The organism is Sphaerisporangium sp. NPDC051017 (assembly GCF_040683095.1).
Classification (GTDB): Bacteria; Actinomycetota; Actinomycetes; order Streptosporangiales; family Streptosporangiaceae; genus Sphaerisporangium.
On record NZ_JBFBCI010000021.1, the window covers coordinates 94,969 to 119,574 of the forward strand.

A 24,606-nucleotide genomic window follows, 5' to 3' on the forward strand; every position below is an offset into this window, starting at 1 on the left:
GGCGCCCCGGTGAAAGCGCGCGCACCCAGCCGGAAGGACCGGCAGGTCTCACCGCTTACCCCGATGGCCGCAGCGCGGCGGTGTCCGCCTTTGAGGGGCCGGGCGACCGCAGCGTCCGCCAGGTAGGGATCGTCAGATCTTGAGGGACGCGCCTTTCATCCATTCTCCCAGGTGGTGGCGGTCGACCAGCAGCACGTGGCCCTCGGCCTCCCGGCCGGCCGGGGTGGTGAAGACGCTGGAGGTGACGAGGACCGCGCGGTGGCCGCCGTAGGTGCTGCCGTTGACGGCGCCGATGAGGTTGCGGACGCGGTCGGCGCCGACGCGCGCGGCCTGGCGCTTGCACTGCACGGCTATCCAGCGGCCGTCCGCCGCACGCGCCACGACGTCGACGCCGCCGTCATGGCTGCGGCCGACCCGGCGCACGTCGCGGAACCCGTCGCGGCGCAGCAGGTCGGCGACCAGGTCCTCGAAGTCGGTCCCGCTCATCGCGTCGACGAGCTCCCAGCGGGCGCGGTCCCGGATTCGCTCCTCCAAGATCGCGGCCTTGCGCTTCCTGGCCTCTCTGACGACACCCCAGGCGGCGATCATCAGGCCCAGCACCGCGAGAGCGAGCAGGGCGACGACGTGGTAGGCGACGATCAGGCGTACTGCGGCGACCAGCAACCAGAGCACGGCGGCCACTCCCGCCAGGACACCCACGGTCTTCGCGGTGCCGATCGCCACGCGCCGGACGGGCGAGTGGGCAGAGGACGGGACATCGGGGGTGTTCATGCCAGAACTCCGGTTCGTCGCTGAATGGGAGAACCGCCACTGGGATGGCGGGATGGCACGGCAGATGACGCCCTGGACGCTCTGATCGGGAAGGAGGCGACCGGCCCGGCGCCGCTGCGAGGACCTTACATAAGGCTGAATGCTAGACGGCCGAACCGACAATTTCCGGTGAGAATCCGGAAAGAGGACGGCACTGGCGACGAACGGCGAATCCGGACGTTCATCATTCGCCCGGTCGGCTGGGACGAAACAGGGACGCGGAGGACCGGACGACCTCGCCACACCCTTCCGAAGCCTCTCATCAGCGTTGAACAGCGCCTCTGAACTGCTCATATGCCTGTCACATGGCGCCCTCGCCAGCCGCGGTATGTGAATCCTGAGGATATTGAGACCGGCGTTTCCGTTCTTACCGTGGCGACGGCTCGGCGGAGGCCCGTCGATTTCTCTGAATGTTCACGCGCCGAATACGGGAATACGGACACGACATCTGGACCAGGATCCGGATCGTGATCTGGACGCGGCACCGAGGACCGCATCGTCTTGAATCAGGAACACCTTTCATATACCTCGGGCGGCCGGATATTCTCGGCGCGGGGTGTGACGGGCCGGGTATACCGGAGCGACCAGAGAGGGCATCCGATGAACGAGTTGATCGCCACTGGCGCCGGTGACGCCTATCACGCCCGCGAGGACTGCTGGGGGCTACTCGCGGGACGGTCCGGCGGGGAGGCGCAGGGCTACGACCTGCACGAGATCCTTCGGTTCGGCTCCGCCGAGCAAGCCGAAGCGGCGGGCTACCGCCCCTGTGGCGTCTGCGTCGGCGGCTCAGGTCGGTGATCGACGGAAATTCGGTGCAGGTTGTCGGTGGTGGCTGGTTCGATGGAAGGATGGATTTCTCTCGCCTTCTTGGCTGTTTTGAGGACGACTTCGCGCTGCTGAGGGACGCCGTGGCGGCGGCCGATCCGTCCGCCCGGGTGCCGTCCTGTCCCGATTGGAGCGCCGCCGACCTCGCCGATCACGTCGCCAAGGTCTACCTGCACAAGGCCGAGTCCATCCGGCTCGGAGCCTTCCCCGAGGAATGGCCCCCGGGGGTCCTCGACGACGACCCCGTGACGTCCTTGGCCAAGACCCATGCCGTGCTGATCGGCCAGTTCTCGGCGCACTCCCCCGAGGATCGCGCGGCCACGTGGCACGAGCCCGACCAGACGGTGGGCTTCTGGATCCGCCGCATGGCCCAGGAGACGGTGATCCACCGCGTCGACGCCGAGCTGACGGCCGGGCGGCCGGTCTCCCCGATCCCGGACGATCTCGCCCTCGACGGCATCGACGAGGTCCTCAAGCTCTTCCTCGGCTACGGGAGCACCCGCTGGCTCGACGATTTCGGCACCCTGCTGGACGAGCCCGACGAGCGACCCCTCTCGGTCTCCACGAGCCACCACGCCTGGACGTTGAGGGCTATCCCCGGCGAGGGCGTGCTTCCCGGCCGCGTCCACGTCGAGGACGCGAAGACCGGGTTCGAAGGGGACGCGCTGGTCAGTGGCGACGCCGGGCCGCTGCTGCTCTGGCTGTGGAACCGCGGCGACGACGCCTTTGTCCGCCTTTCCGGCGACCCCGCCCTGCTGAAGCAGTTCCACGCCCTGCGCACCGCCGCCACACAGTAACGCTCCGGACGGCCGGGCCCCGCCGGGCCGGCCTCCCGGCCCGGCGCGTGTCTCCGCCGGTGTGTCCAAGATCCCGAAAACCGTGCGGCGACCCGGTTCGGCCTGTAATGATCAAAGCCGACCACATTCGGGTACCGGCTGATCTGTGCGCATCAGCGGACGGTCCAAGCGAATGTGCTCGCACCCTGCGGGTGGCGGGCTCGGGTACCGATTTTGTCGGTGGCGAGGTTCAGACTCATCGTGTGGCCATCTCGGTCTCGAGGTGCCGTGGGTCTCAGGGTCTCAGGGAGGTTCCGATGGCGCGACGGTGGACGGCCCGGCTCGTGGGGTGGCGCTCCGGCGACGGCGTCATGTGGGCGTTGGTGGGCCTGGTGGTCGCGGTCCCGCTGATGAACGCGATGGTGGGGTTCGTGCGCGCGTCGTCGGGGTGGCTGCTGATGGCCACCCTCCTCGCGGCGGCGGCGGCCATCGGGGTCGCGCTGCCGCTCATCCGCCGGGCGCGCCGGCAGCGTGACGCGTTCCTTCGGGCCAACGCCCGCCTGGAGACGATCGACCAGATGAACGGCGAGCAGTTCGAGCATCTGGTGGCCGCGCTGCTCCGGCGGGACGGGTTCCGCAAGGTCCGCGTGGCGGGCCGCGTGGGGGACGGCGGGGTCGACGTGGTGGGCGTCGCTCCGGACGGGCGGGTGTTCGCCGTGCAGTGCAGACGCTGGTCGTCGAACGTCGGTTCGCCTCATGTGCGCAACCTGCTCGGCGCCCTGGCGCATGCCTATTCGGGGCACACCGGCCTGCTCGTCACCTCCAGCGGCTACACCTCGGCCGCGTTACGCGAGGCCCAGGGCGCGGGGCTCGCCATGCTCGACCGCCGCGACCTCGCCGAGTGGGCGCTGGGCATCCCGCTGCCCGACCTTCTGTCCCCGCCGGCCTCGGAGCGCCTGAGCGCGTAGACGTCGCGGCACGAGCGTACGCGTGTACCGCAGTCAGGATATATAGGCATTTGCATGAGAACTCCCATCACCCTAGTTCGCAGGACGCCTCCTCGCATTTCATGGCAATCAAGTCAGATTCGGCGCGGTGCATCCAGGCTGAGTGGTCTCCAACTCTTCGTCCCACCGAGCGAATAGGGCCGACTACCTGGACACAAGCGGCGAAACGTTCTCCTACAATACTCTGTGCTAGACTTGACGCTCCTGAGTGCTGGAAACTTTAGTCGTAACCTGTCCTCCACTCTACGCGAGCCTTGCCAGGCAATTTCATGCGCATATCCTGCGTCAATCACAAATCGCTTTGCCCGCAGGTAGAGGCACATCAACCTTTCGATTGAAATCAATATCGGTGGCGGGTCGTTCATTTCGCTGTGGTGTTGTTGGTCCACCGCTTCCGCAGCTCCCTTCGCGCTTGCCTGACAGTTATACCCGGTCGATCGCTGAGGATGCGGCTCAGCTCCACCTTTCTGAGGTGGCGTGCCTTGAGCTGCGTGAACTTCTTCTCTGGTATCGCGGACAGGGCGTCCATGACCGCCTGATAGCGCTGCGAGAGTCGATCACGTTCTTGGATCTCGACCCCCTCCGCGGGAGGCGTGCGATATTCCGCCTTCAGGGCAGCAAGTTGCCGGGCGGCGTCTTCGTGGCTGCGAGCGGTTCCTCGCCAATCAAGCACCAGGTCGACAAGCGTCAGCGAGAAGGTGAGTACTGCAAACCAGCCAAGCAGGATTGACCGATCAGCTGTGATCAGGATTATTGTCACTTTCGCGTCGCCAGATGCAAAAGCGAAGGCTGTTGCGACAACAGATGCTATTAATAGCACGCAGGTCGATGCGGTGGCCCTTCTGCGGTATTGGTCTCTCAACAACGAATGCGCGGTTGCCATTTGATCAACAAGGCGTCGTTGCCGCTTGATCTCGTCGAGTGCGTGCTCCTCTGGAGTGTTCGACTGAGATGCCGTCACGGATCTTTCTCATTCTCCAAATAGTTCTCGGTATGACTCGACACTAGTTGTTTTCTTCAGCTTCTGACCGATTCGCTCAATAGATGCGCTGATCGCTTTTCGAATTTCTGAATTAGAAGGTCCGAGATGAGAGTCGATGTGGACCGATTGGCCGGTGATATCACCCGTTGGGGACAGGATGCTACGAGAGGCATGCTGCACCGAGTGCTGGGCGGCCGGATCGAGGCTCGGCTGAAAGAGCTGATCCGCGAGGTGATCGAGGAGAAGGGGGCGTGGCTGGTGGAAGTGGGGGTCGTGCCCGGCCACGTTCACCTGCTGGTCGAGGTGGACCCGCAGTTCGGCATCCACAGGCTCGTCAAGGCGATCAAGGGCCGTTCTTCTCGCGTTCTGCGCCTGGAGTTCCCGAGGTTGACGTCGAAACTGCCGACCCTGCCGATCCTGCCGGCCCTGTGGGCCAGCTCCTGCTTCGTCGCCGCCGTGGGCGGGGCACTCCTGGGGGTCGTCAAGCGGTACGCCGAGAACCGGAAGAATCGGTGAGGTGTCGTGCTGACCGGGCGTAGGTACCGTCTTGACCTCACCGAGGAGCAGGCCGGGTTCGCCGAGCGGATCGGCGGGGCCTGTCGCAGTGTGTGGAACACCGCCCTGGAACAGCGTCGTATATACCGCCGTCGCGGCGGGTGGATCGGTTACCACGAGCAGGCCCGGCAGCTGGTGGAGGCCAAGGCCGAGTTCGGCTGGCTGGCGGAGGTGCCCGGCCACTGTCTTCAGCAGACGCTCATCGACTTGGACCAGGCATGTGCTGAACATGGGACGTGGAAGGTCTGTTGGAAGTCGCGGGTGAGGAACGCGCCGAGCTTCCGGTTTCCCGAGGGCGGGAAGATCACGGTCGAGCGGCTCAACCGGCGCTGGGCGCGGGCGAGACTCCCCAAGCTCGGCTGGGTCCGCTTCCGCATCACTCGCCCGCTGGGTGGGAAGGTCAAGAACGCCACGGTCTGCCGGGACGGCGGGCACTGGTACGTCAGCTTCCTCGTCGAGGACGGAGTCACGCCTGCTGAGCGGCACGCGAACCCTGGTAGTGGGGTGGGGATCGATCGGGGTGTGGTCAAGGTCGTGACCCGCTCGGACGGCGTCTTCCACCACAAGGTGTTCGCCCGCGACCGGGAGGTCGAGCATGCCGGCAAGCTCCAGCGTGACCTCGCCCGCACCGGCAAAGGCAGCCGGCGGCGTGAGCGGGCCGCCGCACGGGTCGCCGGCTTGGCACGGAAGGTCCGCAGACGCCGGGAGGACTTCGCCGCCAAGACCGCCCGCACCTTGGCCGCGGGCTTCGAGCTGGTGGTTTTCGAGGCGCTGGCGATCAAGAACATGACCGCCGGGGTCGAGCCCAGACCAGACCCCGGGCGGCCGGGTGTGTTCCTGCCCAGCGGAGCCGCGAGTAAGTCTGGCTTGAACCGGTCCATCCTGGACAAGGGCTGGCACCGCATCGAACTGGCCACCCGCAGTAGGGCCCGGTATACGGGCAGCCATGTGATCAGTGTCAATCCGGCGTACACGAGCCAGAGGTGCAATGTGTGCACGGTGGTGGATCGGAGGTCCCGCGAGAGCCAAGCGGTCTTCCGGTGTACCTCGTGCGACCACACTGAGCATGCTGATGTGAACGCCGCCAAGAACATCCTCACCGCCGGGAGGGCGGAGCACGCACAGCCCAGGCCGGGTGTGCGGGTTGGGGCGCGCAAACCACGCAACCGTGTGGGCCGGAAGGCGAACCGCCAAGCAACAGCGTCTGGAGCAACCGCGAAGACGGCGCCCCGGACGGCTGGAATCCCCCGACTTTAGCTTTAGTCGTGGGGAGCACTTCAACTCCTCGACCATCTCGCTGGGCAGGACACGCTCCGGGAGGAGACCGACCGGCCGAACGAGATCCCGCCGCTGCCGCTCGACATCCGCCCGTGGTCCGCCCAGCGCATCTAGGCGTCCACCCATAAGGGGCGCCATCCCGCGGAGGACGGGGCACGCGCTAGATCGGGGTCGCCTCCAGCCAGCGGGTCAGCAGGTCGCGGTCGCCGAAGATCTCGAAGCGACCGCCGGCGGGCGCGAGACGGCCGTAGACGAGCAGCAGCAGGTCGCCTGCGGCGCCGCGTACGGCGACGTCGCCCTTGCCGTGCCCGTGCGTCCAGGTGAACCCCTCCGAGCTCAGGGTGATCATCCACTCGCCGCCCTCGGCGTCGGTGGCGTGGAGGTGCAGGGTGCGCCCGGCGTCGTCCAGGGCGGCCAGCCGTTCGAGCACGCCCGGGGCCCCGGCCAGGTTGGCGAGCAACTCGTCCACCCCGTCCGTGGCGACGTCCGCGTCGAAGCGCGGCTCGCCGCCGTGGGCGATCTCGGCGTCGGCCCGGTGGACGGCGGCCTCGTGCAGCATGCGCCGTGCCCAGAACCGGGCGTTCCCGCCGGGTGCCCAGGTCCACACCGCGTCGCCGGGTTCGGCCGCGCGCAGGGTGGCGGCGAGGGTCCGGGCGCCGGCGGCCAGCCAGTCCGGGTACCCGTCCGCGTCGCCGGGGAGCGTGACGGGCACTTCGCGGGGGCTGATCCTCCGCTGGACGCGCTCGCGCACGATGTGCTCGGCCCACCGCTGGATGATCCCGACGTGTTTGACCAGCTTGGTCATGGTCCAGCCCGGGCAGGTGGGCACCGGCGCGTCCGGCCCGGCATTCCGCGCGGCCTCGGCGAGCCGGTCGGTCTCCGCCTCGATGGCCGCCGCGTGCCGCTCGTATGGCCCGCGCCCTCCGCTGTCTGCGCTCATGGCTCCCGAGCGTAGCCCCGGCCGCCGACCGCGAGCCGGCGGGACGCCCCACGCCACGGCCTCGAGTGAGTCCGAGATGTCAGGAAAACATTGACGGCGCAAGCGCCTCCAGGTAGGTTTCCAGCTAATTAAAAGGAAAGCTTCCTAAAAATAAGGACTACAACACGAGGTAGGAAGGTCGCACCATGCCGCGATCCCCACCGACCACCCCTCCAGCTCCCCCAGTCGCCACGGCAACACCGGCGACAGGCCGGCGCCGCGCCCCGGCATCGGTGGCGGCCCCGGCTCCGCATTTGCGTCCAGATCGACCCCCCTTTCACTCCGCCTGATGGACGTGGAGCACGTATGAAACTCAAGTTCGTCAAAGTCATGATCGCGGCGGGGGCGATGGTCCTCCCGCTCGGCACAGCGGTGGCCCTCAGCCCCAGCGCGTCCGCCACGGCGACCGCGTCCAGCAAGGTCGCGATGGCCGCGGCCTGGGCTCCGAACACGTGGTACAACGCAGGCGACATCGTCACCTACAACGGCGTGGACTACCGGTGCGTCCAGAGCCACACCTCTCTTGTCGGCTGGGAGCCGCCGATCGTGCCCGCGCTGTGGACGCCGGTGAGCGGCGGCGGTGGCGACACCACCGCGCCGAGCGTGCCCGGCAACCTGCGCTCCACGGGAACGAGCTCCTCCAGCGTCTCGCTGGCGTGGGACGCCTCCACCGACAACGTGGGCGTCACCGGCTACAACGTCTACCGCGGCGGCAACCTGGTCACGACCGTGACCGGCACGAGCTACACCGACAGCGGCCTGTCGGCCAACACGGCGTACTCCTACACCGTGCGCGCCCGCGACGCGGCCGGCAACGTGTCGGGCGTCAGCAACACCCTCAACGTCACCACCGGCGGCGGTGGCGGTGGCGACACCACCCCGCCGAGCGTGCCCGGCAACCTGCGCTCCACGGGGACGACCTCCTCCAGCGTCTCGCTGGCGTGGGACGCCTCCACCGACAACGTGGGCGTCACCGGCTACAACGTCTACCGCGGCGGCAACCTCGTGACCACCGCCACCGGCACGAGCTACACCGACAGCGGCCTGTCGGCCAACACGGCGTACTCCTACACGGTCCGGGCCCGCGACGCGGCCGGCAACCTCTCGGGCGTCAGCAACACCCTCAACGTCACCACCCAGCCCGGCGGTGGCGGCGGTGGCGGCAACAAGCTGCTGGGCTACTTCGTGGAGTGGGGCATCTACGGGCGCAACTACCACGTCAAGAACATCGACACCAGCGGCTCGGCCGCCAAGCTCGGCTACATCAACTACGCGTTCGGTAACGTCACCAACGGCCAGTGCACCATCGGTGACACCTGGGCCGACTACGACCGCGCCTACAGCGCCGCCGAGAGCGTCGACGGCGTGGCCGACACCTGGGACAACGGCGCCCTGCGCGGCAGCTTCAACCAGCTCCGCAAGCTCAAGGCCAAGTACCCGAACCTCAAGGTCCTCTGGTCGTTCGGCGGCTGGACCTGGTCCGGCGGCTTCGCGCAGGCCGCCGCGAACCCGACCGCCTTCGCCAACTCCTGCTACAACCTGGTCGAGGACCCGCGCTGGGCCGACGTGTTCGACGGCATCGACATCGACTGGGAGTACCCGAACGCGTGTGGCCTGACCTGTGACAACAGCGGCCCGAACGCGCTCAAGAACGTGTTCCAGGCCCTGCGCAACCGCTTCGGCTCGAACTACCTGGTCACCGGCGCCATCACGGCCGACGGCTCCTCGGGCGGCAAGATCGAGAAGGCGGACTACGCGGGCGCCTCGCAGTACGTCAACTGGTACAACGTCATGACGTACGACTTCTTCGGCGCCTTCAACGCGCAGGGCCCGACCGCGCCGCACTCGCCCCTCACCTCCTACCCCGGCATCCCGCAGCAGGGATTCAACAGCGACGACGCCGTCCAGAAGCTGAAGGCCCAGGGCGTCCCGGCGAGCAAGATGCTGCTCGGCATCGGCTTCTACGGCCGCGGCTGGTCCGGCGTGACCCAGGCCGCCCCCGGCGGCTCGGCCACCGGCGCGGCTCCGGGCACCTACGAGGCGGGCATCGAGGACTACAAGGTCCTCAAGACCCGCTGCCCCGCCAACGGCACCGTCGCCGGCACCGCGTACGCCTTCTGCGGTAACCAGTGGTGGAGCTACGACACCCCGTCCACGATCGCCGGAAAGATGAGCTACGCCAAGAACCAGGGTCTCGGCGGCTCCTTCTTCTGGGAGCTGACCGGTGACACCACCAACGGCGAGCTGATCACCGCGATGAAGAACGGCCTGGGCTAAGCCCCAGGCACCGAGGGGAGCCGCGCGCGGGGCGCGGCTCCCCTTTCGCGTTCCCGGGGAGCGAACCGCGCCCGCCCCGGTCCGGCGGCGCGCGACAATCGGGGGACGGGGCGTGCACAATCTTCCCCGGACCTCGAACCGAAGGCGGACCAAGACCGTGACGATCTCCATTCATCAGCGGATCGCCGACGAACTCGGCGTGCGCGAGCGGCAGGTGCGGGCGGCCGTCGAGCTGCTCGACGGCGGCGCCACCGTGCCGTTCATCGCCCGCTATCGCAAGGAAGCGACCGAGATGCTCGACGACGCGCAGTTGCGCACGCTCGAAGAGCGGTTGCGCTACCTACGCGAGCTGGAGGAGCGGCGCGCGGCGATCCTGGAGTCGATCCGTTCCCAGGGCAAGCTGGACGACGCGCTCGAAGCGCAGATCATGGCGGCCGACTCCAAGGCCCGGCTGGAGGACATCTACCTGCCCTTCAAGCCCAAGCGCCGCACCAAGGCGCAGATCGCCCGCGAGGCCGGGCTGGAGCCGCTGGCCGACCTGCTCCTGTCCGACCCCTCGCACGACCCGCAGCAGGCCGCCGCGGGGTACGTCGACGCGGACAAGGGCGTCGCGGACGCCGCCGCCGCGCTGGAGGGCGCGCGGGCCATCCTCATCGAGCGCTTCGCCGAGGACGCCGACCTGATCGGCCCGCTGCGCGAGCAGATGTGGTCGCGCGGCCGTCTCGTGGCGAAGGTCAGGGAGGACAAGCAGGAGGCCGGGGCCAAGTTCTCCGACTACTTCGACTTCGCCGAGCCCTTCACCAAGCTGCCCTCGCACCGCGTCCTCGCGATGTTCCGCGGTGAGAAGGAAGAGGTGCTCGCCCTCACCCTGGAGCCCGAGGAGGCTCCCGCCGAGGACGGCCCGAACTCCTACGAGGCGCGCATCGCCCGCCACTTCGACGTCGCCGACCGCGGCAGGCCGGCCGACCGCTGGCTGCTGGACACCGTGCGCTGGGCTTGGCGCACACGGGTGCTCGTCCACCTGGGCATCGACCTGCGCATGCGCCTGTGGCAGGCGGCCGAGGACGAGGCCGTGCGCGTGTTCGCCGCCAACCTGCGCGACCTGCTGCTGGCCGCGCCCGCGGGCACCCGTCCGACCATGGGCCTGGACCCGGGCCTGCGCACGGGCGTGAAGGTCGCCGTCGTGGACGCCACGGGCAAGGTGGTGGCGACCGAGACGATCTACCCGCACGAGCCGAGGCGGCGCTGGGACGAGTCGATCGCGACGCTCGCCCGGCTCGCCGCGCAGCACGGCGTCGAGCTGATCGCCATCGGCAACGGCACCGCGTCCCGCGAGACCGACAAGCTCGCGGGCGACCTCATCAAGCGCCACCCCGACCTCAAGCTCACCAAGATCGTGGTGTCGGAGGCCGGGGCCTCTGTCTACTCCGCCTCGCCGTACGCCTCGCAGGAGCTGCCCGGCCTGGACGTGTCGCTGCGCGGCGCGGTGTCGATCGCCCGCCGCCTGCAGGACCCGCTGGCCGAGCTCGTCAAGATCGACCCCAAGTCGATCGGCGTCGGCCAGTACCAGCACGACCTCGCCGAGACGAAGCTGTCCCGCTCGCTGGACGCGGTGGTCGAGGACTGCGTGAACGCGGTCGGCGTGGACGTCAACACGGCGTCGGCGCCGCTGCTGACCCGCGTGTCGGGCATCGGCTCGGGCCTGGCCGAGAACATCGTGCTGCACCGCGACACCCACGGCCCTTTCCGGTCGCGGCGCGCGCTGAAGGACGTCGCGCGGCTCGGCCCGAAGGCGTTCGAGCAGTGCGCGGGCTTCCTGCGCATTCCGGGCGGCGACGACCCGCTGGACGCCTCCAGTGTGCACCCGGAGGCGTATCCAGTGGTGCGGCGCATCCTCGACGTCGCCGGCGGGGACATCAAGACGCTGATCGGCAACACCGCGGCGCTGCGCACGCTGGAGCCCGCCCGGTTCGCCGACGACACGTTCGGCCTGCCGACGGTCACCGACATCCTCAAGGAGCTGGAGAAGCCGGGACGCGACCCGCGACCGGCCTTCCGCGCGGCGACGTTCAAGGAGGGCGTGGAGACGCTCGCGGACCTCGCGCCGGGCATGCTGCTGGAGGGCGTGGTGACCAACGTGGCCGCGTTCGGGGCTTTCGTGGACATCGGCGTGCACCAGGACGGCCTCGTGCACGTGTCCGCCATGTCCAGGAATTTCGTGAAAGATCCCCGCGAGGTGGTCAAGCCCGGCGACATCGTCCGCGTGAAGGTGCTCGACGTCGACATCCCGCGCAAGCGCATCTCCCTCACGCTGCGCCTCGACGACGAGACACCGGCCCGATCGGGCGGCGGCCAGGGCGCACAGGACGGCTCCGGCGGGCGTGACCGCAACCGGGGCGGCGGCGGCAAGCGGCCCGACCGGCGCGGCGGCGGCCAGCCGAAGCAGGATCGCGCCCCCGTCGGCGGCGCCCTCGCCGAAGCCCTCCGCAAGGCCGGCCTCGACAAGGGCCTCAAGTAGGCACGTCCCACGGATCGCGGGCACGCCGAACACCTGTTCCGGCCGGCGCCCTCCCGTGCTCACCCGAAGGGTGACGCACCAAGGGCGCCGGCCGGGCGTTTTCCGGGCGAAGACGACCGTCCTCGCCCGGCCATGCGCTGATCCACCATTCGAATACCTTGGGGTCACCGCCGCTGTCCCGGACCGTTCAGGAAAAGTGCCTGCGGGGGTTGTCCACGAGCATCTGGTGGATCTGGGCCTCGGTGACGCCTCGTTCGCGCAGGGCGGGGAGCACGTCGTCGTGGATGTGCCCGTAGTGCCAGTTCGGGGCGAGGTGCTCGACGAGGTAGTCCCACTGGCCGCCGACGATGTCCATGAAGCAGGCGGTGTCGTGGCTGAGCACCATGCGGTCGGCGTAGCCGCGCGCGCAGAGGCTCACGATCGTGTCCACACGCGACGCGGTGGGGTTGTAGGCGTCCAGGCCGAAGCGGTCCATACCCAGGGTCGCCCCCGTGTCGGCGAGGCGCATGAGGTGGTCGAGGTCGTTGCTGTCGCCCGAGTGGCCGAGCACGACCTTGGTGAGGTCCACCCCCTCCTCGGTGAACACGTCCACCGCGGCGATCCCGGTGTGAGCGTGCGGATTGGTGTGAACGGTGATCGGCACGCCCGTCCGCGCGTGGGTCTTCGCCACGGCGCGCAGGACGCGCTCGACGCCCGGCGTGAGACCGTGATGGTCGATCGCGCACTTGAGGAACGCCGCCTTCACGCCCGTGCGGGCGATGCCCTCGGTGATGTCCTTCACGAAGTCGTCGACCATGGGCTCCGGGGCGTCGAACACCGTGCCCGGACCGTGGTGGGAGTACCGGAAGGGCACGTCGGCGAAGGTATAGACGCCGGTGGCGACGATGATGTTGAGCGAGGGCACCTCGGCGGCGACCCGCTGGATGCGCGGGATGTACCGGCCGATCCCCCAGACCGTCGGGTCGACGATGGTGGACACGCCCCGGGCGACGAGCCGGCGCAGCTTGGCGATCGCGTCCGCGATGCGGTGCTCCTCGTCCCACCAGTTCCCGGCGCCGTAGTCGCCGAGGCTCTGCGGGTCCACGACGAAGACGTGCTCGTGCATGAGCGTCTGCCCGAGGGCTCCGGCGTCCACCGGCCCACGGACGGTCTGGACCATCGGCACGCGGCCTCCCGGCTTAGTCCGGCTTCTTCCGGCGTCGGAGGGGTGCCCGTACCGTAGATCTCCGGCGACCGCGCGTCAACGAGGCGCGGCGGCGCCCGTCCGCGCCGTCTTGGGCGAACCTGCGTGCGGAGGCCGGTGTTTCGAGCGGATAGCCTTCGGCTGTTCGGAAACCTTCACACGTCCACGTAGGGAAACGTCATGACGCAGGCTCCCGTCAAGGTCACCGTCACCGGCGCCGCCGGTCAGATCGGCTACGCGCTGCTCTTCCGCATCGCCTCAGGCCAGCTTCTCGGCCCGGACGTTCCCGTGCGGCTCAGCCTGCTGGAGATCCCGCAGGCCGTCAAGGCCGCCGAGGGCACGGCCATGGAGCTGGACGACTGCGCGTTCCCGCTGCTCCAGGGCATCGACATCAGCGACGACCCCAACGTCGCCTTCGACGGCGCCGGCGTCGCGCTGCTGGTGGGCGCCCGCCCGCGCACGGCGGGCATGGAGCGCGGCGACCTGCTCCAGGCCAACGGCGGCATCTTCGGCCCGCAGGGCAAGGCCATCAACGACCACGCGGCCGACGATGTACGCGTGCTGGTCGTGGGCAACCCGGCCAACACCAACGCGCTGATCGCCCGCTCGCACGCCCCGGACGTGCCCGCCGAGCGTTTCACCGCGATGACCCGCCTCGACCACAACCGCGCCCTGTCGCAACTCGCCGCCAAGCTGGACGTCCCGGTGACCTCGATCTCCAAGATGACGATCTGGGGCAACCACTCGGCGACGCAGTACCCCGACCTGTACAACGCCGAGGTCAACGGCAAGATCGCGGCCGAGCAGGTGGACGAGGCGTGGCTGCGCGACACCTTCATCCCGACGGTGGCCAAGCGCGGCGCGGCGATCATCGAGGCGCGGGGCGCGTCCTCGGCGGCCTCGGCGGCGAACGCGGCCATCGACCACGTGTACGACTGGGTGAACGGCACCCCCGAGGGCGACTGGACATCCGTCGCGCTGACCTCCGACGGCTCGTACGGCGTCCCCGAGGGGCTGATCTCGTCGTTCCCGGCCGTGTCCCGCGGCGGGCGCTGGGAGATCGTCCAGGGCGCGCCGGTCAACGCGTTCTCCCGCGAGCGCATCGACGCTTCGGTGCGCGAGCTGAGCGAGGAGCGCGACGCCGTGGCCGGGCTCGGGCTCATCTAGCCCTGTAGCCGGGCTCGTGTTGATCCGGCTCGGCTGAGCTAGATCTTCTGCAGGACGGCGGCGCTCACGGGCGCGCCCGCGACGGTCTCCCCCGCGGCCTCCACGCGCGCGGGGCGACCGGCGGGGCGGGGCGCGCGCGTGCCCGCGTTCTTCAGCCCGATCAGGGTGAGGATGACCACTTCCGTCACCACGACCAGGCGCTGGGTGAGGCCCGCGACCCCGGCGCCGGGCTCGACACCGAATGTGCGCGACGCGTAGGGGATCAGCACCAGGATCAGGAAGACGCCCGCCGCGACGCTGAGGCCGCGCAGGGTCCGGGCGTGCGCGCCACCGCGTCCGGCCATGATGAGACCCGCCGCGGGCATGCCAACAAAGGCGACAAAGGCCGCGTAGCGGTGGATGCCCCCGGACATGGAGAGCGACACCCCCGGCCTGTCCGTGGGAAACGCCGCGATCAGCAACATACAGACGCTCCACGCGCCGAGCAGGAGCGCGCACGAGCGCCCGGCGTGCCGCCGGGACATCTCCACGGCGAACAAGGCCGACCCCACGGCCAGCAAGGTCAGCGAGACGGGCAGCAGCCAGCCATGGGGGTGGTAGGCGTACTCACTGATCATCCCGTGCAGCGGGTCGAGGTCGGACACGACGTGGAGCGCGGCCATCGCGACGGCGCCGCCGGCCAGGGTCGCGAAGCCGCCCGCGGTCAAAGGACTTGTCATGTCCTCGACTTTCGCGCCCGGTGACCTGCGCGGACATCGGAGATCGACCGGATCGAGCCCTGGGCGTGCCCCGGCCCGACCCCGACCTCAGCGTGCCGCCGTCAGGGGCCGGATCAGGGTCCGGCCCCGGTACCTGCGAGAACGCGACCCGGGGTCCTCGGGGTATGGGTGAGTCTCACCCGGCCGGAACTACCCGGGAAAGGGCAAGATATCTGAGCAATAGGTGACGCGTGCGAACGGACCCCGAAAAGCCCAGTGGCCCGTACCGGCGATGCGGTACGGGCTCAGGTGAGATTCAGGTCAGATGACGGTGACCTGCTCGGCCTGCGGACCCTTGGCGCCCTGCACGGTCACGAACGTGACCCGCTGGTTCTCGTCCAGACTGCGGTAGCCACCCGAGGTGATCGCCGAGTAGTGCACGAAAACATCGGCACTACCGTCGTCCGGAGCGATGAAACCAAAGCCCTTTTCGGCGTTGAACCACTTGACGGTGCCTTCAGACAACTGCTTTCTCCCTGGTAAGAGCTTCACCGGGTCGCCGGGGCGGCGACTCGGGGCTGCATAGCGGACCTTACCCTGCATCCACGTTAACCACGAGAGAAGCAGAACGACCGCTGTCAGGAAACTTCCCGCGGGCGCTTTATAAAAAGACGTTCGAGGAAACTACGACTGCAACATGGCCGACCCTACATGGTGCCCGCGCCGATCTCAAACGCGTCCGGCGTGTCGCCTCACACCTCGTGCATTGGGATGCTTTTGGTCTCAAATAAACTGACATACCGCCAAAAATGCATCAACGTGTTCGTGGCGTTCAGGTATCCTCCCGAAGGACCCGCTGGGCGACGGCGAAGGCCGCGTTCGCCGCCGCCGCCCCCGCCTCGCGCGGCCCAGGCGGAGGAGGAGGCTCCGCCGGGGCCGCGCGGGCGTGCTCAGGCAGGTTCGGTGAGGTACCAGCGGGCCTGGCCGTCGCCCCGGGTCAGCGAGTCGAGCCGCCGGGGCAGTTCCTTGCGCGAGAACGGGTCGCGGGTGGCGTTGCGGATGTGGATGCCGATGGCGTACATGTCCCTGACCTCCATCAGGGTGGGGTAGCCGTGCCATCCGCGCAGGTCGGAGCCGTACGCGCCGGCGAACTCGTCCACGTCGGCCTCCGTCAGGCCGAACCGCCGCTGGCCGTGGTAGGTGTGCACGAGGTCCCACTCGCGGGGGCCGACCGCGACGCCGTCCCAGTCGCAGAGGACCGCGTGGCCGTCGCTGCAGCGCAGCAGGTTGTCGATCCAGGCGTCGCCGTGCAGCAGCACCGCGGGCGCGTCCGTCTCCAGCGACTCCCACCGCGTGGTCAGCTCGTCCACCCGGTCGCGCAGCCAGGCGCGCTGGCACGGCGACAGCACCTCCTTGCCGTGCTCGACCGAGTGGCGTACCTCGGCCAGCGGGTCGGCGAGCCGCTTCAGCGGGAACGGCGGCACCGGCAGCAGGTGGAGGCTGCGCAGGATCTTGCCGAGCTGCCGGGTGGTCGGCCGCCCGCTCGCGGGCACGTAGTGCCAGAACGTCACGACCCGCCCGTCGTACACCAGCGGCTGGTCGCACAGCTCGTCGGCCGGCCGGACCGTGGGGAACCCCTGGCCGGCGAGCCAGCGGGCGACCGCCAGCACGACGGGCAGCCGCGTCAGCGCGTCCGGCGCGGTGGCGATGCGGACGACGATCTCGTCGCGCAGCTTGAACACCGCGTTGCTGCGCACCCGGAGCAGGCGGGCGTCCCGGGCGTCGAGGCCGACGCTCTCACACACCTCTGCGAGGATCGCGGTGGCCTCGTCCGCCAGCATGTTCATGGGCGTTCCAAGGCGAGTTGGGGGCCGGACTCCGCCAGCAGGTCGTGCAGGTGCCGGGCGGCGGGTGTTCGCCGGTTCCCGCGCGGGATCATCGACATCAGCGCGCGCGCCCGGGTCACCACGATCGAGGTGCGGTGCTCGGGCGGCACCTGTGTCAGCGCCTGCTCGGCGAGCCGGCAGGCCTCGTCGTAGCCGCCCTCCCGGGCGATGTGCGCGGCCTGGTCGAGCAGGACGAGCGCCGGGTCGATGGTGTACGGGCTCGCGGAGCGGGAGATCCACTCCTGTACCTGCTCGGCCTCGCCCAGTTCGATGAGCGTACCCATGCGGTAGAACTGCAGCCGCCGCTCGGAGAAGCGGAACGCCAGGTGGTCGGTGCCCTCGCGCGGCATGCGCGAGAAGATGCGCTCGGCCTCGGCGAGCGCCACACGGGCCGCCTGGTGCTCGCCTATGCGCGCCAGGGCCCGCGCCTCGGCCGCCGCGCCGAGCGCCGCGGGGGAACTTGGAGCGCTCCCGGCGAGCATCCGGGCCTCGCGGGCGAGCCGAACGGTCTCGGTGAGGTCGCCGTAGTAGTACGGCAGCATGGCCTCCTGCGCCCTGACCAGCGCGCGCAGGCGCACCTCGCCCATGTCGTCGGAGGCGGCGCGCGCCGTGCCGTACCACGCGTGGGCCTGCCGGGTGTCGCCGAGTTTCATGAGCGCGTCGGCCGACAGCAGGGCGAGCATCGTGGTGGCGTTCAGCAGGCGCCGCTGGGTGACTGCGGGCTGGCGCGCGGCGACCAGCCTGCGGACGTCGCCGAGCTCCAGCATCAGGCGGTAGAGCATCGGCAGCGGCGCGCTCTTGATGTACTCGCGGCGGTAGCGCAGGACCTGCTCGTCCAGGCGGTCGAGCTGGTCCTCGGTGATGGTGCCGGAGGCCAGCGTGCGGTCCATGTCCTGGCGCGTGCGCTCGACCTCGGCGAGCAGGCGGCCGTTGAGGGGCAGCCCCGAGCTGAGCAGCGCGTGGTGGAACAGCGCGCGGCGCTCGCTTTCGTCGTCCAGGTCGGCGGGGGCGGCGCGGGTGGGCTGGGGGATGGTGTCCTCGCCCGGGAGCGTCTGCTGGGCCGCGGCGACGACCACGACCTTCGCGCCGTCGCCGTCGTCGCAGTAGTCGGCGGCCAGGCCGAGCCGCACGGCGTTGGCGGAGTACAGCCGGGCGATCTGGTCGATGGTCTGGGGACGTGGACGGGCGCGGTTGTTCTCCCAGGCGTTGAGCAGGTCGATGCTCGCCCGGGGAAGGCCCAGCGAGTGCGTCTCGCAGAGCCGTTCGAGCTCTTCGATCGCCTGGCGCGCGGACCACCCGCGTGCCAGCCGGTGGGCTTTGAGCAGGCTCACCCCGCAACAGCCGTGGATGGCCTGGGCGGTCTGCCACAGGGTCCACTGCTGTGCCGCGGCTTGTTCTCGCCAGCGTCTGGCACACGCCGGGGAGTGTTCTCCACGGGCCATCTGTCGCCCCCCCGCCACTGAGGTGTTGGCCTTACGGATGTTTCCCCGATGTTAACGAGCCGGCACCTAATGGCCCCGGCCGTTATGGGACTGATGCACGGGCACCCGCGTGCTTTCCACGTAAACCTGGGTTCCATTCGACGGTATTCCACTTATCAGTGGATTTGCTCGGATTGCCGGTCGGTGGCGCCGGGGCCAGTCTGGTCCCCATCCGGTCCCCCTCTCCCGGTTGGAGACCCCGATGAAGACGGCAGACTCAGGCACTCAGTCGGCTGAAGCCCTCGACCACCTGGAACGACTCGCCGCGCAACTGGAGGCGCACGCCTTCCAGGTTCGCCTGACGGCGCGCGCCGGACTCTATCCACGCCTCCGCGTGATCAACCCGATGGCTCCGGCGGTCACCGAGGACGTCCTCGCCGCCAACGCCGCCGACGGCGAGTGGTGGTTCTGGCTCTCGTGGGCGGGCCGCATCGGCCACGCCTCCGACATCGTCACGGCGGCGGAACGCATCGCGAGCGTTCTGCACGTCATGCGCCGCTGACCGTCTTGACCCGCTCCCGGGGTTCTCGCCATTTGCTGATCGACTCGCGGCACACTTCACATTTCCGGAGGTTCTCCGCGTTTCACGGCCTCCAGGAGGCGCCCACCTTCTGAGCCCGGGGATTCCCGGCCCGATACCCGGACGGCTCGCGCGTGCCCACCGCGCGAGCCGTCCGCGCGTTCCGTGATCAAACTGATTAGCCGGAACATTTCCGCTGATTCACGCTACAAGAGTGACGCCCAAAAGATCATCATCGGCTGCGAACGGCGGCTGACAACGGCGCTTCGGTGGCGGAGGCCCGTCACTTCCTGCGAGCATGCCGTGACATGAGGATCACACGCCGGTGGCCGGTGGCGATGGCCTGCCTCGCTCTCGCGACGGCGTGCGGCGGTGGCCCCGAGACCCCCGCCGAAGGGGCGTCGGCGCCCAGGACGTCCACGATGTCCGAAATCGACACCCCCACCCCCGTCCCCACGCCGTCCCCCGTCCCGGCGTCGGAGTGGAAGCCCGCCGGGAACGCCCGCCTGACGAGCGCCGCCGCCCTGCGGGAGATCGCGGCGACCGGCCCGCGGGACGCCTGGGCCGTCGGCTACCAGCGCAGCGCCGAGGACAGGGAGGGCACCCCGGCGCTCCAGCACTGGGACGGCGTCCGCTGGACGCAGACGGCGGTCAGCGAGAACGACGCCTGGCACCTCGTCGGCGTGAGCGCGGCCTCCCCCTCCGACGCGTGGATCGTCGGCAACGCCCGCGGGCCGTACGCCGCGCACTGGGACGGTCTCCGCTGGCGGGGGTGGCATCCGTACGGCGACGCCGAGGACTACCATCTCACCGACGTCACGACCGGGCGCGCCGGCACGTGGTTCGCGGGCCGCAGCTCCACGCAGGGCCTGATCGCGCGCTGGACCGGCCGGGGCTTCCGCACCATCCTGCGCGCGGACGGGCAGTTCCTGAGCATCACCGCCGCGCCCGGGCACGTGTGGGCGGTGGGCTCGGACGTTCCGGCCTCCACCAACGGGCCGGAGCAGGGCATGCCGATGATCTGGCACGGCAGAGCCGTGTCGGGGCCCGAGATCCAGTCCTGGGAGCGCATCACCCTCCCCGAGATCACCGGCGGGGTACTGCGCGACGTGTGGATGATCTCGCCGTCCGACGTGTGGGCGGTCGGCGGCGTGATCTCACCGGACGGCGCGGCGGAGATCCCGCTGGTCCTCCACTGGGACGGCACGACCTGGGGGCGGGCCGGGGTGCCGGTCTCCCGGGGCGGCCTCCAGGGGGTCACCGCGTTCGGCGCCGGCGACGTCTGGCTCAGCGGGGCGGACGACTCCCAGCCGGGCAGGCCGCTGTTCCTCCACTTCGACGGGCGCTCCTGGACGGCGTCGTACGGCCCGCTGCTGCGCGCCTGGCGAGAGGAGCAGCCGTACACGGCGTCCCACCTCGTACGGGTCACCCGCGTGGCCCACGTGCCGGGAACGTCCCGGCTGTGGGCGGTGGGGTCGGTCGGGGAAGGCGACGACGAGGATGACTTCGTCCTGACCCGCGGCTGACCAATCCGGCCATTCCGGCCATTCAGGGGTCCCGACCTGCGGCGGAGCCGCAATTGATTGGAGGAGCGGCCGCGATCTCTGCGAGCATGTCAGGCATGGCCGAACCCAGCTTCCCCCGTCAGTTCGCCCGTACGCGACGTTTCCGCCTCGGAGTCCCCCGCCGGTTCGGCATCTCCCCCGACGGCGGCAGGGTGACCTTCATCCGGTCGGGCGGCGGGGACGACCCCGTCGAGCGCCTGTGGACGCTGGACGTCGCCACCGGTGAGGAACGGCTCGTCGCCGACCCGGGAGCGCTGGGCCTCGGAGCCGAGGACGTGCCCGAGGAGGAGAAGGCCCGCCGCGAGCGGTCACGCGAGCAGGCCGCCGGCATCGTGGCCTACGCGACGGACGCCGCCGCGGGCCTCGCCGCGTTCGCGCTGTCCGGCCGGCTGTACACGGTCGCGCTGCACGACCCGGCCGCCACGGCCGCCGAGCTCCCCGCGTCCGGCCCGGTGATCGACCCGCGGCCCGACCCGACCGGCGCGCGCGTCGCGTACGTCTCCGGCGGAGCCCTGCGCGTCGTCGATCTGGACGGGACGGACCGCGCGCTGGCCGAGCCCGACGGCCCCGAGGTCGTCTACGGGCTCGCCGAGCACGTCGCCGCCGAGGAGATGGGACGGGACCGCGGGTACTGGTGGTCACCGGACGGCTCGCGCGTGCTCGCCGCGCGCGTCGACAACTCCATGCTCCAGCGGTGGTACATCTCCGACCCGTCCCAGCCCGCCGCGCAGCCCAAGGTGATCGCCTACCCGCAGGCGGGAACGGACAACGCGGACGTCTCGCTGTGGCTGCTCGGGCTCGACGGCTCGCGGGTGCCGGTGGAGTGGGACCGGAAGGCGTTCGAGTACCTCGTCTCGGTGTACTGGGGGACGTCCCTGCTGATCGTCGTCCAGAGCCGCGACCAGCGGACCGCGCGGGTCCTGCGCGTGGACCCGGACACGGGGGCGACCACGGTGGTGCGCGAGGACCACGACCCGGCCTGGGTCGACATCGTGTCCGGCACCCCGGCGCTCACCGCGTCCGGCGCGCTCGTGTGGACGGCCGCCCTCGGCGCCACCTACCGCCTGCTGGTGGACGGCGAGCCGGTCACCCCGGCCGGCCTCCAGGTGCGGGCCGTCCTGGACGTCGACGGCGACACCGTCCTGTTCGCCGGCACGGCCGAGCCGACCGAGACCCACCTCTGGATGTACTCGCCCGAAGACGGCCCTCGGCCCGTCACCACCGAGCCGGGCGTGCACGAGGGGTGGCTCGGCGCCGGCACCCTCATCGTGGCCGCGCGGTCCCTCGACCACTTCGGCACCCGCGTGACCGTCCACCGCGACGGGCGCCAGGTCGCCGAGATCGCCTCCCACGCCGAGACGCCCGTGCTCACGCCGCGCGTCACGCTGATGCGAGCCGGTGAGCGGGAGCTGTGCACGGCGGTGCTGCTCCCGTCCTGGCACGAGCCCGGCACCGGGAAACTGCCCGTCCTCATGGCCCCCTACGGCGGGCCGGGACTGCAGCTCGTGCTGGCCGCGCGCACCTGGGACATGCTGGTCGCGCAGTGGTTCGCCGAGCAGGGGTTCGCGGTGGTCGTCGCCGACGGCCGCGGCACGCCCGGCCGGGGCCCTGTGTGGGACCGGTCCGTGCGCGGCGAACTCGCCACCCCCGTGCTGGAGGACCAGATCACCGCCCTGCACGCGGCGGCCGACCGGCACCCCGACCTCGATCTGTCCCGGGTCGGGATCCGCGGCTGGTCGTTCGGCGGATTCCTCGCCGCCCTCGCCGTACTGCGCCGCCCGGACGTCTTCCACGCCGCCGTCGCGGGAGCCCCGCCCACCGACCAGCGGCTGTACGACACGTACTGGAAAGAGCGCTACCTCGGCCACCCCGACGAGGACCCGGACGCCTACACCCGCAACTCGATCATCCACGAGGCGGCCGACCTGACCCGCCCGCTCATGCTCATCCACGGCCTCGCCGACGACAACGTCATCGCCGCCCACACCCTGCGCTTCTCATCCGCCCTCACCGCCGCCGGCCGCCCCCACACCGTCCTCCCCTTGACCGGCGTCACCCACATGACCCCCCAGGAATCCGTCGCCGAAAACCTCCTCCAACTCCAACTGGACTTCCTCAAACGCTCCCTGGGAATGTGACCCTCGACCGGGCGCCCGGCGGCCTCCTTGCAGGTTCCGGGCGCCCTCCAGTCCGAACCATGTCGTGCCGCTCGCAGCGGAGTCACGCGTGAACCCCCATCGCGACGCCATGACCTCGACCAGCCTCATCGCACGTCCCGATTCGAGTAGTTCTCCTCTGGAGCAGAGGCAGGGGACGGTCTCCGCCACCACTGTCCGCGACCTCGACCCGCAGGGTGCCGCCGACCTCCAGCACGGCGATCGTGACCGAACCGCCCCGCCCACTGGCAGTGTGACGAATACTGCTCCCGATCAACTCACTGACCAACGTCTGCTGGGCGCTCATCGAACCCGTCCTGGGCGCCTTCCAAAGTCAACCCTGAGAGACGGGGCTGCCGGCTAGTAGCGGTCCGTTCAGCACTCTTTGGGACAACACGACGCCGGTGAGCCGGGCGGCGAGCATCAGCGCTCCGTCCACGGCCGGGCGATCGATGGTGAACTCTTCGTCCTCGTCACCCTCATCGTGCGGGACATAGCTTCCCGGGACGTGTGTGGGGTCGAAGCCGACCTCCTCCATCGTGCTGAGGAGACGATCGGGATCACTGCCATACCGCCACCCGGGTTTCCTGGGATCAAAGGAGGTCAGTACAGAGACAGGGTTCCAGAACTTGCGTCATAGGAACCGGCGAGGTGAAACCATTCGCCCACAGGAGGAACCGTCTCGGAAACGGCGCCCTCTTCTGAGCTGGCCGCGGAGTCCGATTGCCTCATGGTGAACACCAGCCCGTGAGCCGGGTCTACACCGAGGTGGAACGGCGCAGTGCTGATGCCCTTCTGCTCGGCGATCGCATAGCGCCCGTCCCGGTCGTCGAGACGAACCCAGGCGGCGATGGCGAAACTTTCGTCTGTACGAATGATGGGCGTGGCCACCGTCGTGAGTGGCTCATTACCCGCATTCGCCGGATCGACCGTCAGAAGTTGCCAGTCCGACCATGGCGATGTCGCGGTCGCCGAGACAGCGCGGGCACGCCAGCGGACAAGCCAACCATCGGCCAACTTCCCGGCCGGAACGGTGACCGTGGCTGTCGTTCCAGCCGTCACATTCTGGGCGTCGCTGGCCCAGATCTGCCCGGTACCCTGCCCTTCTGGTGCAGCCGGGTCGTGCTCGATCTCGAAGTCCGCCCTTAGCGTTCCGCCAGCCGGATCGTTCACCTGGGCCTGTAGTCGCGGGGTGACGCTGGACGTGATCGTCTTTCCGCCGACCTGAGCCGAGGGGATCGCCTGCAGAGTGCTCACGGACGGCCCAGAGGGCGAATCAGGCACGTCGATGACAGCAGGAGCATTGGACAGTGCCGTGCCGGCCTTACCCGGGATCCACCTCGTACCCGTATTCAGCGTCGCCTGGTTGTCTCTGAGTGTTGAATCGGCGACCTTCGTGCCGACCGCCTCGTCGAACAGCCAATGAGCCGCGGCCGCCTTCGGCGTTGGGGGCTGCATCGGGTCCTCGCCGATGTCCGGGTTGCTCCACCGTTCGATCTCTTCCAGCGCCATGCCATCAGGTAAGGCCGCGTCCTTGAGCAAGGAGCCGACGGCGGCCGTCGATTGTTCGGCGTCGGTCTCGAGCTGCGCGGGAGTGACCGTGGCAGGGTCGGCCGGCTCGTATTCCACCGAGTCGTTGACGTGAGCCAAGACCTCATCGAGAGTGGGGGCGGAACTACCACGCGGTCGCACGTACAACGCCTCTATCGGCTCCGGCGCAGGCTCGAAGTCGACGAATAGCAGGGGCTGGTGCGGGTGTTTTTCGCAGGCTGTGCCGTTGTTGCAGACGGTGTATTCAGTGGTCCGGTAGCGGCGCCAGTTGGTGAGGTCGGATTCGTTGCCCGCGGTGAGCTGGAAGCCGTAGTTCGGCTGGCCGTCTGCCCAGGCTTGAACGATGCCGTTGACCGAGTGGACGAGATCCCACTCTTTCTTGGCCCAGCTGG

At 69.6% G+C, this 24,606-nt stretch carries 21 protein-coding genes and 1 pseudogene; 11 read left to right on the forward strand and 11 right to left on the reverse strand.

Features of this window, described 5'->3' with window-relative positions:
* Nucleotides 1-132: 132 nt before the first annotated feature.
* The gene (locus AB0M95_RS18975) at nt 133-771 is read right to left on the reverse strand and encodes a restriction endonuclease (protein WP_363765950.1); all 639 of its coding nucleotides are present in this window, start codon (nt 769-771) and stop codon (nt 133-135) included.
* A gap of 639 nt (nt 772-1,410) precedes the next feature.
* Between AB0M95_RS18975 and AB0M95_RS18980 the strand changes: the two genes are divergently transcribed.
* From AB0M95_RS18980 to AB0M95_RS18990, 3 genes are all read left to right on the forward strand, one after another.
* Nucleotides 1,411-1,608: a hypothetical protein gene (locus AB0M95_RS18980; protein ID WP_363765952.1), complete on the forward strand. Its 198-nt coding sequence runs from the start codon at nt 1,411-1,413 to the stop codon at nt 1,606-1,608.
* 50 nt (nt 1,609-1,658) lie between these two features.
* Nucleotides 1,659-2,432: a maleylpyruvate isomerase N-terminal domain-containing protein gene (locus tag AB0M95_RS18985; protein ID WP_363765954.1), complete on the forward strand. Its 774-nt coding sequence runs from the start codon at nt 1,659-1,661 to the stop codon at nt 2,430-2,432.
* Nucleotides 2,433-2,728: 296 nt separating this feature from the next.
* Nucleotides 2,729-3,379: a restriction endonuclease gene (locus AB0M95_RS18990; protein WP_363765957.1), complete on the forward strand. Its 651-nt coding sequence runs from the start codon at nt 2,729-2,731 to the stop codon at nt 3,377-3,379.
* Nucleotides 3,380-3,779: 400 nt separating this feature from the next.
* Here AB0M95_RS18990 and AB0M95_RS18995 read toward each other — a convergent pair whose 3' ends face one another.
* The gene (locus tag AB0M95_RS18995; protein WP_363765960.1) at nt 3,780-4,379 is read right to left on the reverse strand and encodes a hypothetical protein; all 600 of its coding nucleotides are present in this window, start codon (nt 4,377-4,379) and stop codon (nt 3,780-3,782) included.
* A gap of 201 nt (nt 4,380-4,580) precedes the next feature.
* Here AB0M95_RS18995 and tnpA point away from each other — a divergent pair.
* Nucleotides 4,581-4,916: pseudogene (gene tnpA / locus AB0M95_RS19000) on the forward strand (IS200/IS605 family transposase); the annotation flags it as partial.
* A 6-nt stretch (nt 4,917-4,922) separates the two neighbouring features.
* Nucleotides 4,923-6,212 carry a transposase gene (locus AB0M95_RS19005; protein WP_363765962.1) on the forward strand — a complete coding sequence of 430 codons (1,290 nt, stop codon included), beginning with the start codon at nt 4,923-4,925 and terminating at the stop codon, nt 6,210-6,212.
* Between the two features lie 181 nt (nt 6,213-6,393).
* Here the strand turns inward: AB0M95_RS19005 and AB0M95_RS19010 are convergent, their stop codons facing one another.
* On the reverse strand, nt 6,394-7,173 hold the full coding sequence (locus tag AB0M95_RS19010) for a maleylpyruvate isomerase family mycothiol-dependent enzyme (RefSeq protein WP_363765965.1): 780 nt from the start codon (nt 7,171-7,173) through the stop codon (nt 6,394-6,396).
* Nucleotides 7,174-7,518: 345 nt separating this feature from the next.
* Here AB0M95_RS19010 and AB0M95_RS19015 point away from each other — a divergent pair, with 345 nt between their 5' ends.
* Both AB0M95_RS19015 and AB0M95_RS19020 read left to right on the forward strand, forming a co-directional pair.
* Nucleotides 7,519-9,489, forward strand: coding sequence for a glycosyl hydrolase family 18 protein (locus AB0M95_RS19015; protein WP_363765968.1), 1,971 nt, complete (start codon nt 7,519-7,521; stop codon nt 9,487-9,489).
* 157 nt (nt 9,490-9,646) lie between these two features.
* A complete protein-coding gene (locus tag AB0M95_RS19020; RefSeq protein WP_363765971.1) occupies nt 9,647-12,007 on the forward strand; it encodes a Tex family protein in 2,361 nt (786 codons plus the stop codon).
* 187 nt (nt 12,008-12,194) lie between these two features.
* Here AB0M95_RS19020 and AB0M95_RS19025 read toward each other — a convergent pair whose 3' ends face one another.
* On the reverse strand, nt 12,195-13,166 hold the full coding sequence (locus tag AB0M95_RS19025; RefSeq protein WP_363766012.1) for a phosphotriesterase-related protein: 972 nt from the start codon (nt 13,164-13,166) through the stop codon (nt 12,195-12,197).
* A gap of 204 nt (nt 13,167-13,370) precedes the next feature.
* Between AB0M95_RS19025 and AB0M95_RS19030 the strand changes: the two genes are divergently transcribed.
* A complete protein-coding gene (locus AB0M95_RS19030) occupies nt 13,371-14,357 on the forward strand; it encodes a malate dehydrogenase (protein ID WP_363765973.1) in 987 nt (328 codons plus the stop codon).
* 38 nt (nt 14,358-14,395) lie between these two features.
* Here the strand turns inward: AB0M95_RS19030 and AB0M95_RS19035 are convergent, their stop codons facing one another.
* The 4 genes from AB0M95_RS19035 to AB0M95_RS19050 form a co-directional block, all read right to left on the reverse strand.
* On the reverse strand, nt 14,396-15,076 hold the full coding sequence (locus tag AB0M95_RS19035; protein ID WP_363765976.1) for a DUF998 domain-containing protein: 681 nt from the start codon (nt 15,074-15,076) through the stop codon (nt 14,396-14,398).
* Nucleotides 15,077-15,376: 300 nt separating this feature from the next.
* Nucleotides 15,377-15,580: a cold-shock protein gene (locus tag AB0M95_RS19040; RefSeq protein ID WP_214412336.1), complete on the reverse strand. Its 204-nt coding sequence runs from the start codon at nt 15,578-15,580 to the stop codon at nt 15,377-15,379.
* 425 nt (nt 15,581-16,005) lie between these two features.
* A complete protein-coding gene (locus AB0M95_RS19045; RefSeq protein ID WP_358512860.1) occupies nt 16,006-16,902 on the reverse strand; it encodes an aminoglycoside phosphotransferase family protein in 897 nt (298 codons plus the stop codon).
* Complete coding sequence (locus tag AB0M95_RS19050) at nt 16,899-18,383, reverse strand: helix-turn-helix transcriptional regulator (RefSeq protein WP_363765979.1); 1,485 nt, start codon at nt 18,381-18,383, stop codon at nt 16,899-16,901. Before AB0M95_RS19050 ends, AB0M95_RS19045 begins: the two co-directional genes overlap by 4 nt.
* A 241-nt stretch (nt 18,384-18,624) precedes the next feature.
* On the opposite strand from AB0M95_RS19050, the gene AB0M95_RS19055 reads away from it, so the two are divergent.
* The 3 genes from AB0M95_RS19055 (at nt 18,625) to AB0M95_RS19065 (ending at nt 22,645) form a co-directional block, all read left to right on the forward strand.
* Nucleotides 18,625-18,924 carry a hypothetical protein gene (locus tag AB0M95_RS19055; protein WP_363765982.1) on the forward strand — a complete coding sequence of 100 codons (300 nt, stop codon included), beginning with the start codon at nt 18,625-18,627 and terminating at the stop codon, nt 18,922-18,924.
* Between the two features lie 326 nt (nt 18,925-19,250).
* Nucleotides 19,251-20,468 (forward strand): hypothetical protein, encoded by a 1,218-nt coding sequence (locus AB0M95_RS19060; protein ID WP_363765985.1) that lies wholly within the window; start codon nt 19,251-19,253, stop codon nt 20,466-20,468.
* Between the two features lie 95 nt (nt 20,469-20,563).
* Complete coding sequence (locus AB0M95_RS19065; protein ID WP_363765988.1) at nt 20,564-22,645, forward strand: prolyl oligopeptidase family serine peptidase; 2,082 nt, start codon at nt 20,564-20,566, stop codon at nt 22,643-22,645.
* An 82-nt stretch (nt 22,646-22,727) separates the two neighbouring features.
* On the opposite strand, the gene AB0M95_RS19070 is transcribed toward AB0M95_RS19065, so the two are convergent.
* The 3 genes from AB0M95_RS19070 to AB0M95_RS19080 form a co-directional block, all read right to left on the reverse strand.
* The gene (locus AB0M95_RS19070; protein WP_363765991.1) at nt 22,728-22,970 is read right to left on the reverse strand and encodes an ATP-binding protein; all 243 of its coding nucleotides are present in this window, start codon (nt 22,968-22,970) and stop codon (nt 22,728-22,730) included.
* Between the two features lie 27 nt (nt 22,971-22,997).
* Nucleotides 22,998-23,270 carry a DUF6461 domain-containing protein gene (locus AB0M95_RS19075; protein ID WP_363766014.1) on the reverse strand — a complete coding sequence of 91 codons (273 nt, stop codon included), beginning with the start codon at nt 23,268-23,270 and terminating at the stop codon, nt 22,998-23,000.
* On the reverse strand, nt 23,267-24,606 hold a 1,340-nt coding region (locus AB0M95_RS19080; RefSeq protein WP_363765994.1), incomplete at its 5' end, for a LamG-like jellyroll fold domain-containing protein. The genes AB0M95_RS19075 and AB0M95_RS19080, both read right to left, overlap by 4 nt.

Coding starts and splice junctions, on each gene's coding strand:
- AB0M95_RS18975 (WP_363765950.1), bottom strand. CDS start 771: ATGAACACCCCCGATGTCCCGTCCTCTGCCCACTCGCCCGTCCGGCGC.
- AB0M95_RS18980 (WP_363765952.1), top strand. CDS start 1,411: ATGAACGAGTTGATCGCCACTGGCGCCGGTGACGCCTATCACGCCCGC.
- AB0M95_RS18985 (WP_363765954.1), top strand. CDS start 1,659: ATGGATTTCTCTCGCCTTCTTGGCTGTTTTGAGGACGACTTCGCGCTG.
- AB0M95_RS18990 (WP_363765957.1), top strand. CDS start 2,729: ATGGCGCGACGGTGGACGGCCCGGCTCGTGGGGTGGCGCTCCGGCGAC.
- AB0M95_RS19010 (WP_363765965.1), bottom strand. CDS start 7,173: ATGAGCGCAGACAGCGGAGGGCGCGGGCCATACGAGCGGCACGCGGCG.
- AB0M95_RS19015 (WP_363765968.1), top strand. CDS start 7,519: ATGAAACTCAAGTTCGTCAAAGTCATGATCGCGGCGGGGGCGATGGTC.
- AB0M95_RS19025 (WP_363766012.1), bottom strand. CDS start 13,166: ATGGTCCAGACCGTCCGTGGGCCGGTGGACGCCGGAGCCCTCGGGCAG.
- AB0M95_RS19030 (WP_363765973.1), top strand. CDS start 13,371: ATGACGCAGGCTCCCGTCAAGGTCACCGTCACCGGCGCCGCCGGTCAG.
- AB0M95_RS19035 (WP_363765976.1), bottom strand. CDS start 15,076: ATGACAAGTCCTTTGACCGCGGGCGGCTTCGCGACCCTGGCCGGCGGC.
- AB0M95_RS19045 (WP_358512860.1), bottom strand. CDS start 16,902: ATGAACATGCTGGCGGACGAGGCCACCGCGATCCTCGCAGAGGTGTGT.
- AB0M95_RS19050 (WP_363765979.1), bottom strand. CDS start 18,383: ATGGCCCGTGGAGAACACTCCCCGGCGTGTGCCAGACGCTGGCGAGAA.
- AB0M95_RS19055 (WP_363765982.1), top strand. CDS start 18,625: ATGAAGACGGCAGACTCAGGCACTCAGTCGGCTGAAGCCCTCGACCAC.
- AB0M95_RS19060 (WP_363765985.1), top strand. CDS start 19,251: ATGAGGATCACACGCCGGTGGCCGGTGGCGATGGCCTGCCTCGCTCTC.
- AB0M95_RS19065 (WP_363765988.1), top strand. CDS start 20,564: ATGGCCGAACCCAGCTTCCCCCGTCAGTTCGCCCGTACGCGACGTTTC.
- AB0M95_RS19070 (WP_363765991.1), bottom strand. CDS start 22,970: ATGAGCGCCCAGCAGACGTTGGTCAGTGAGTTGATCGGGAGCAGTATT.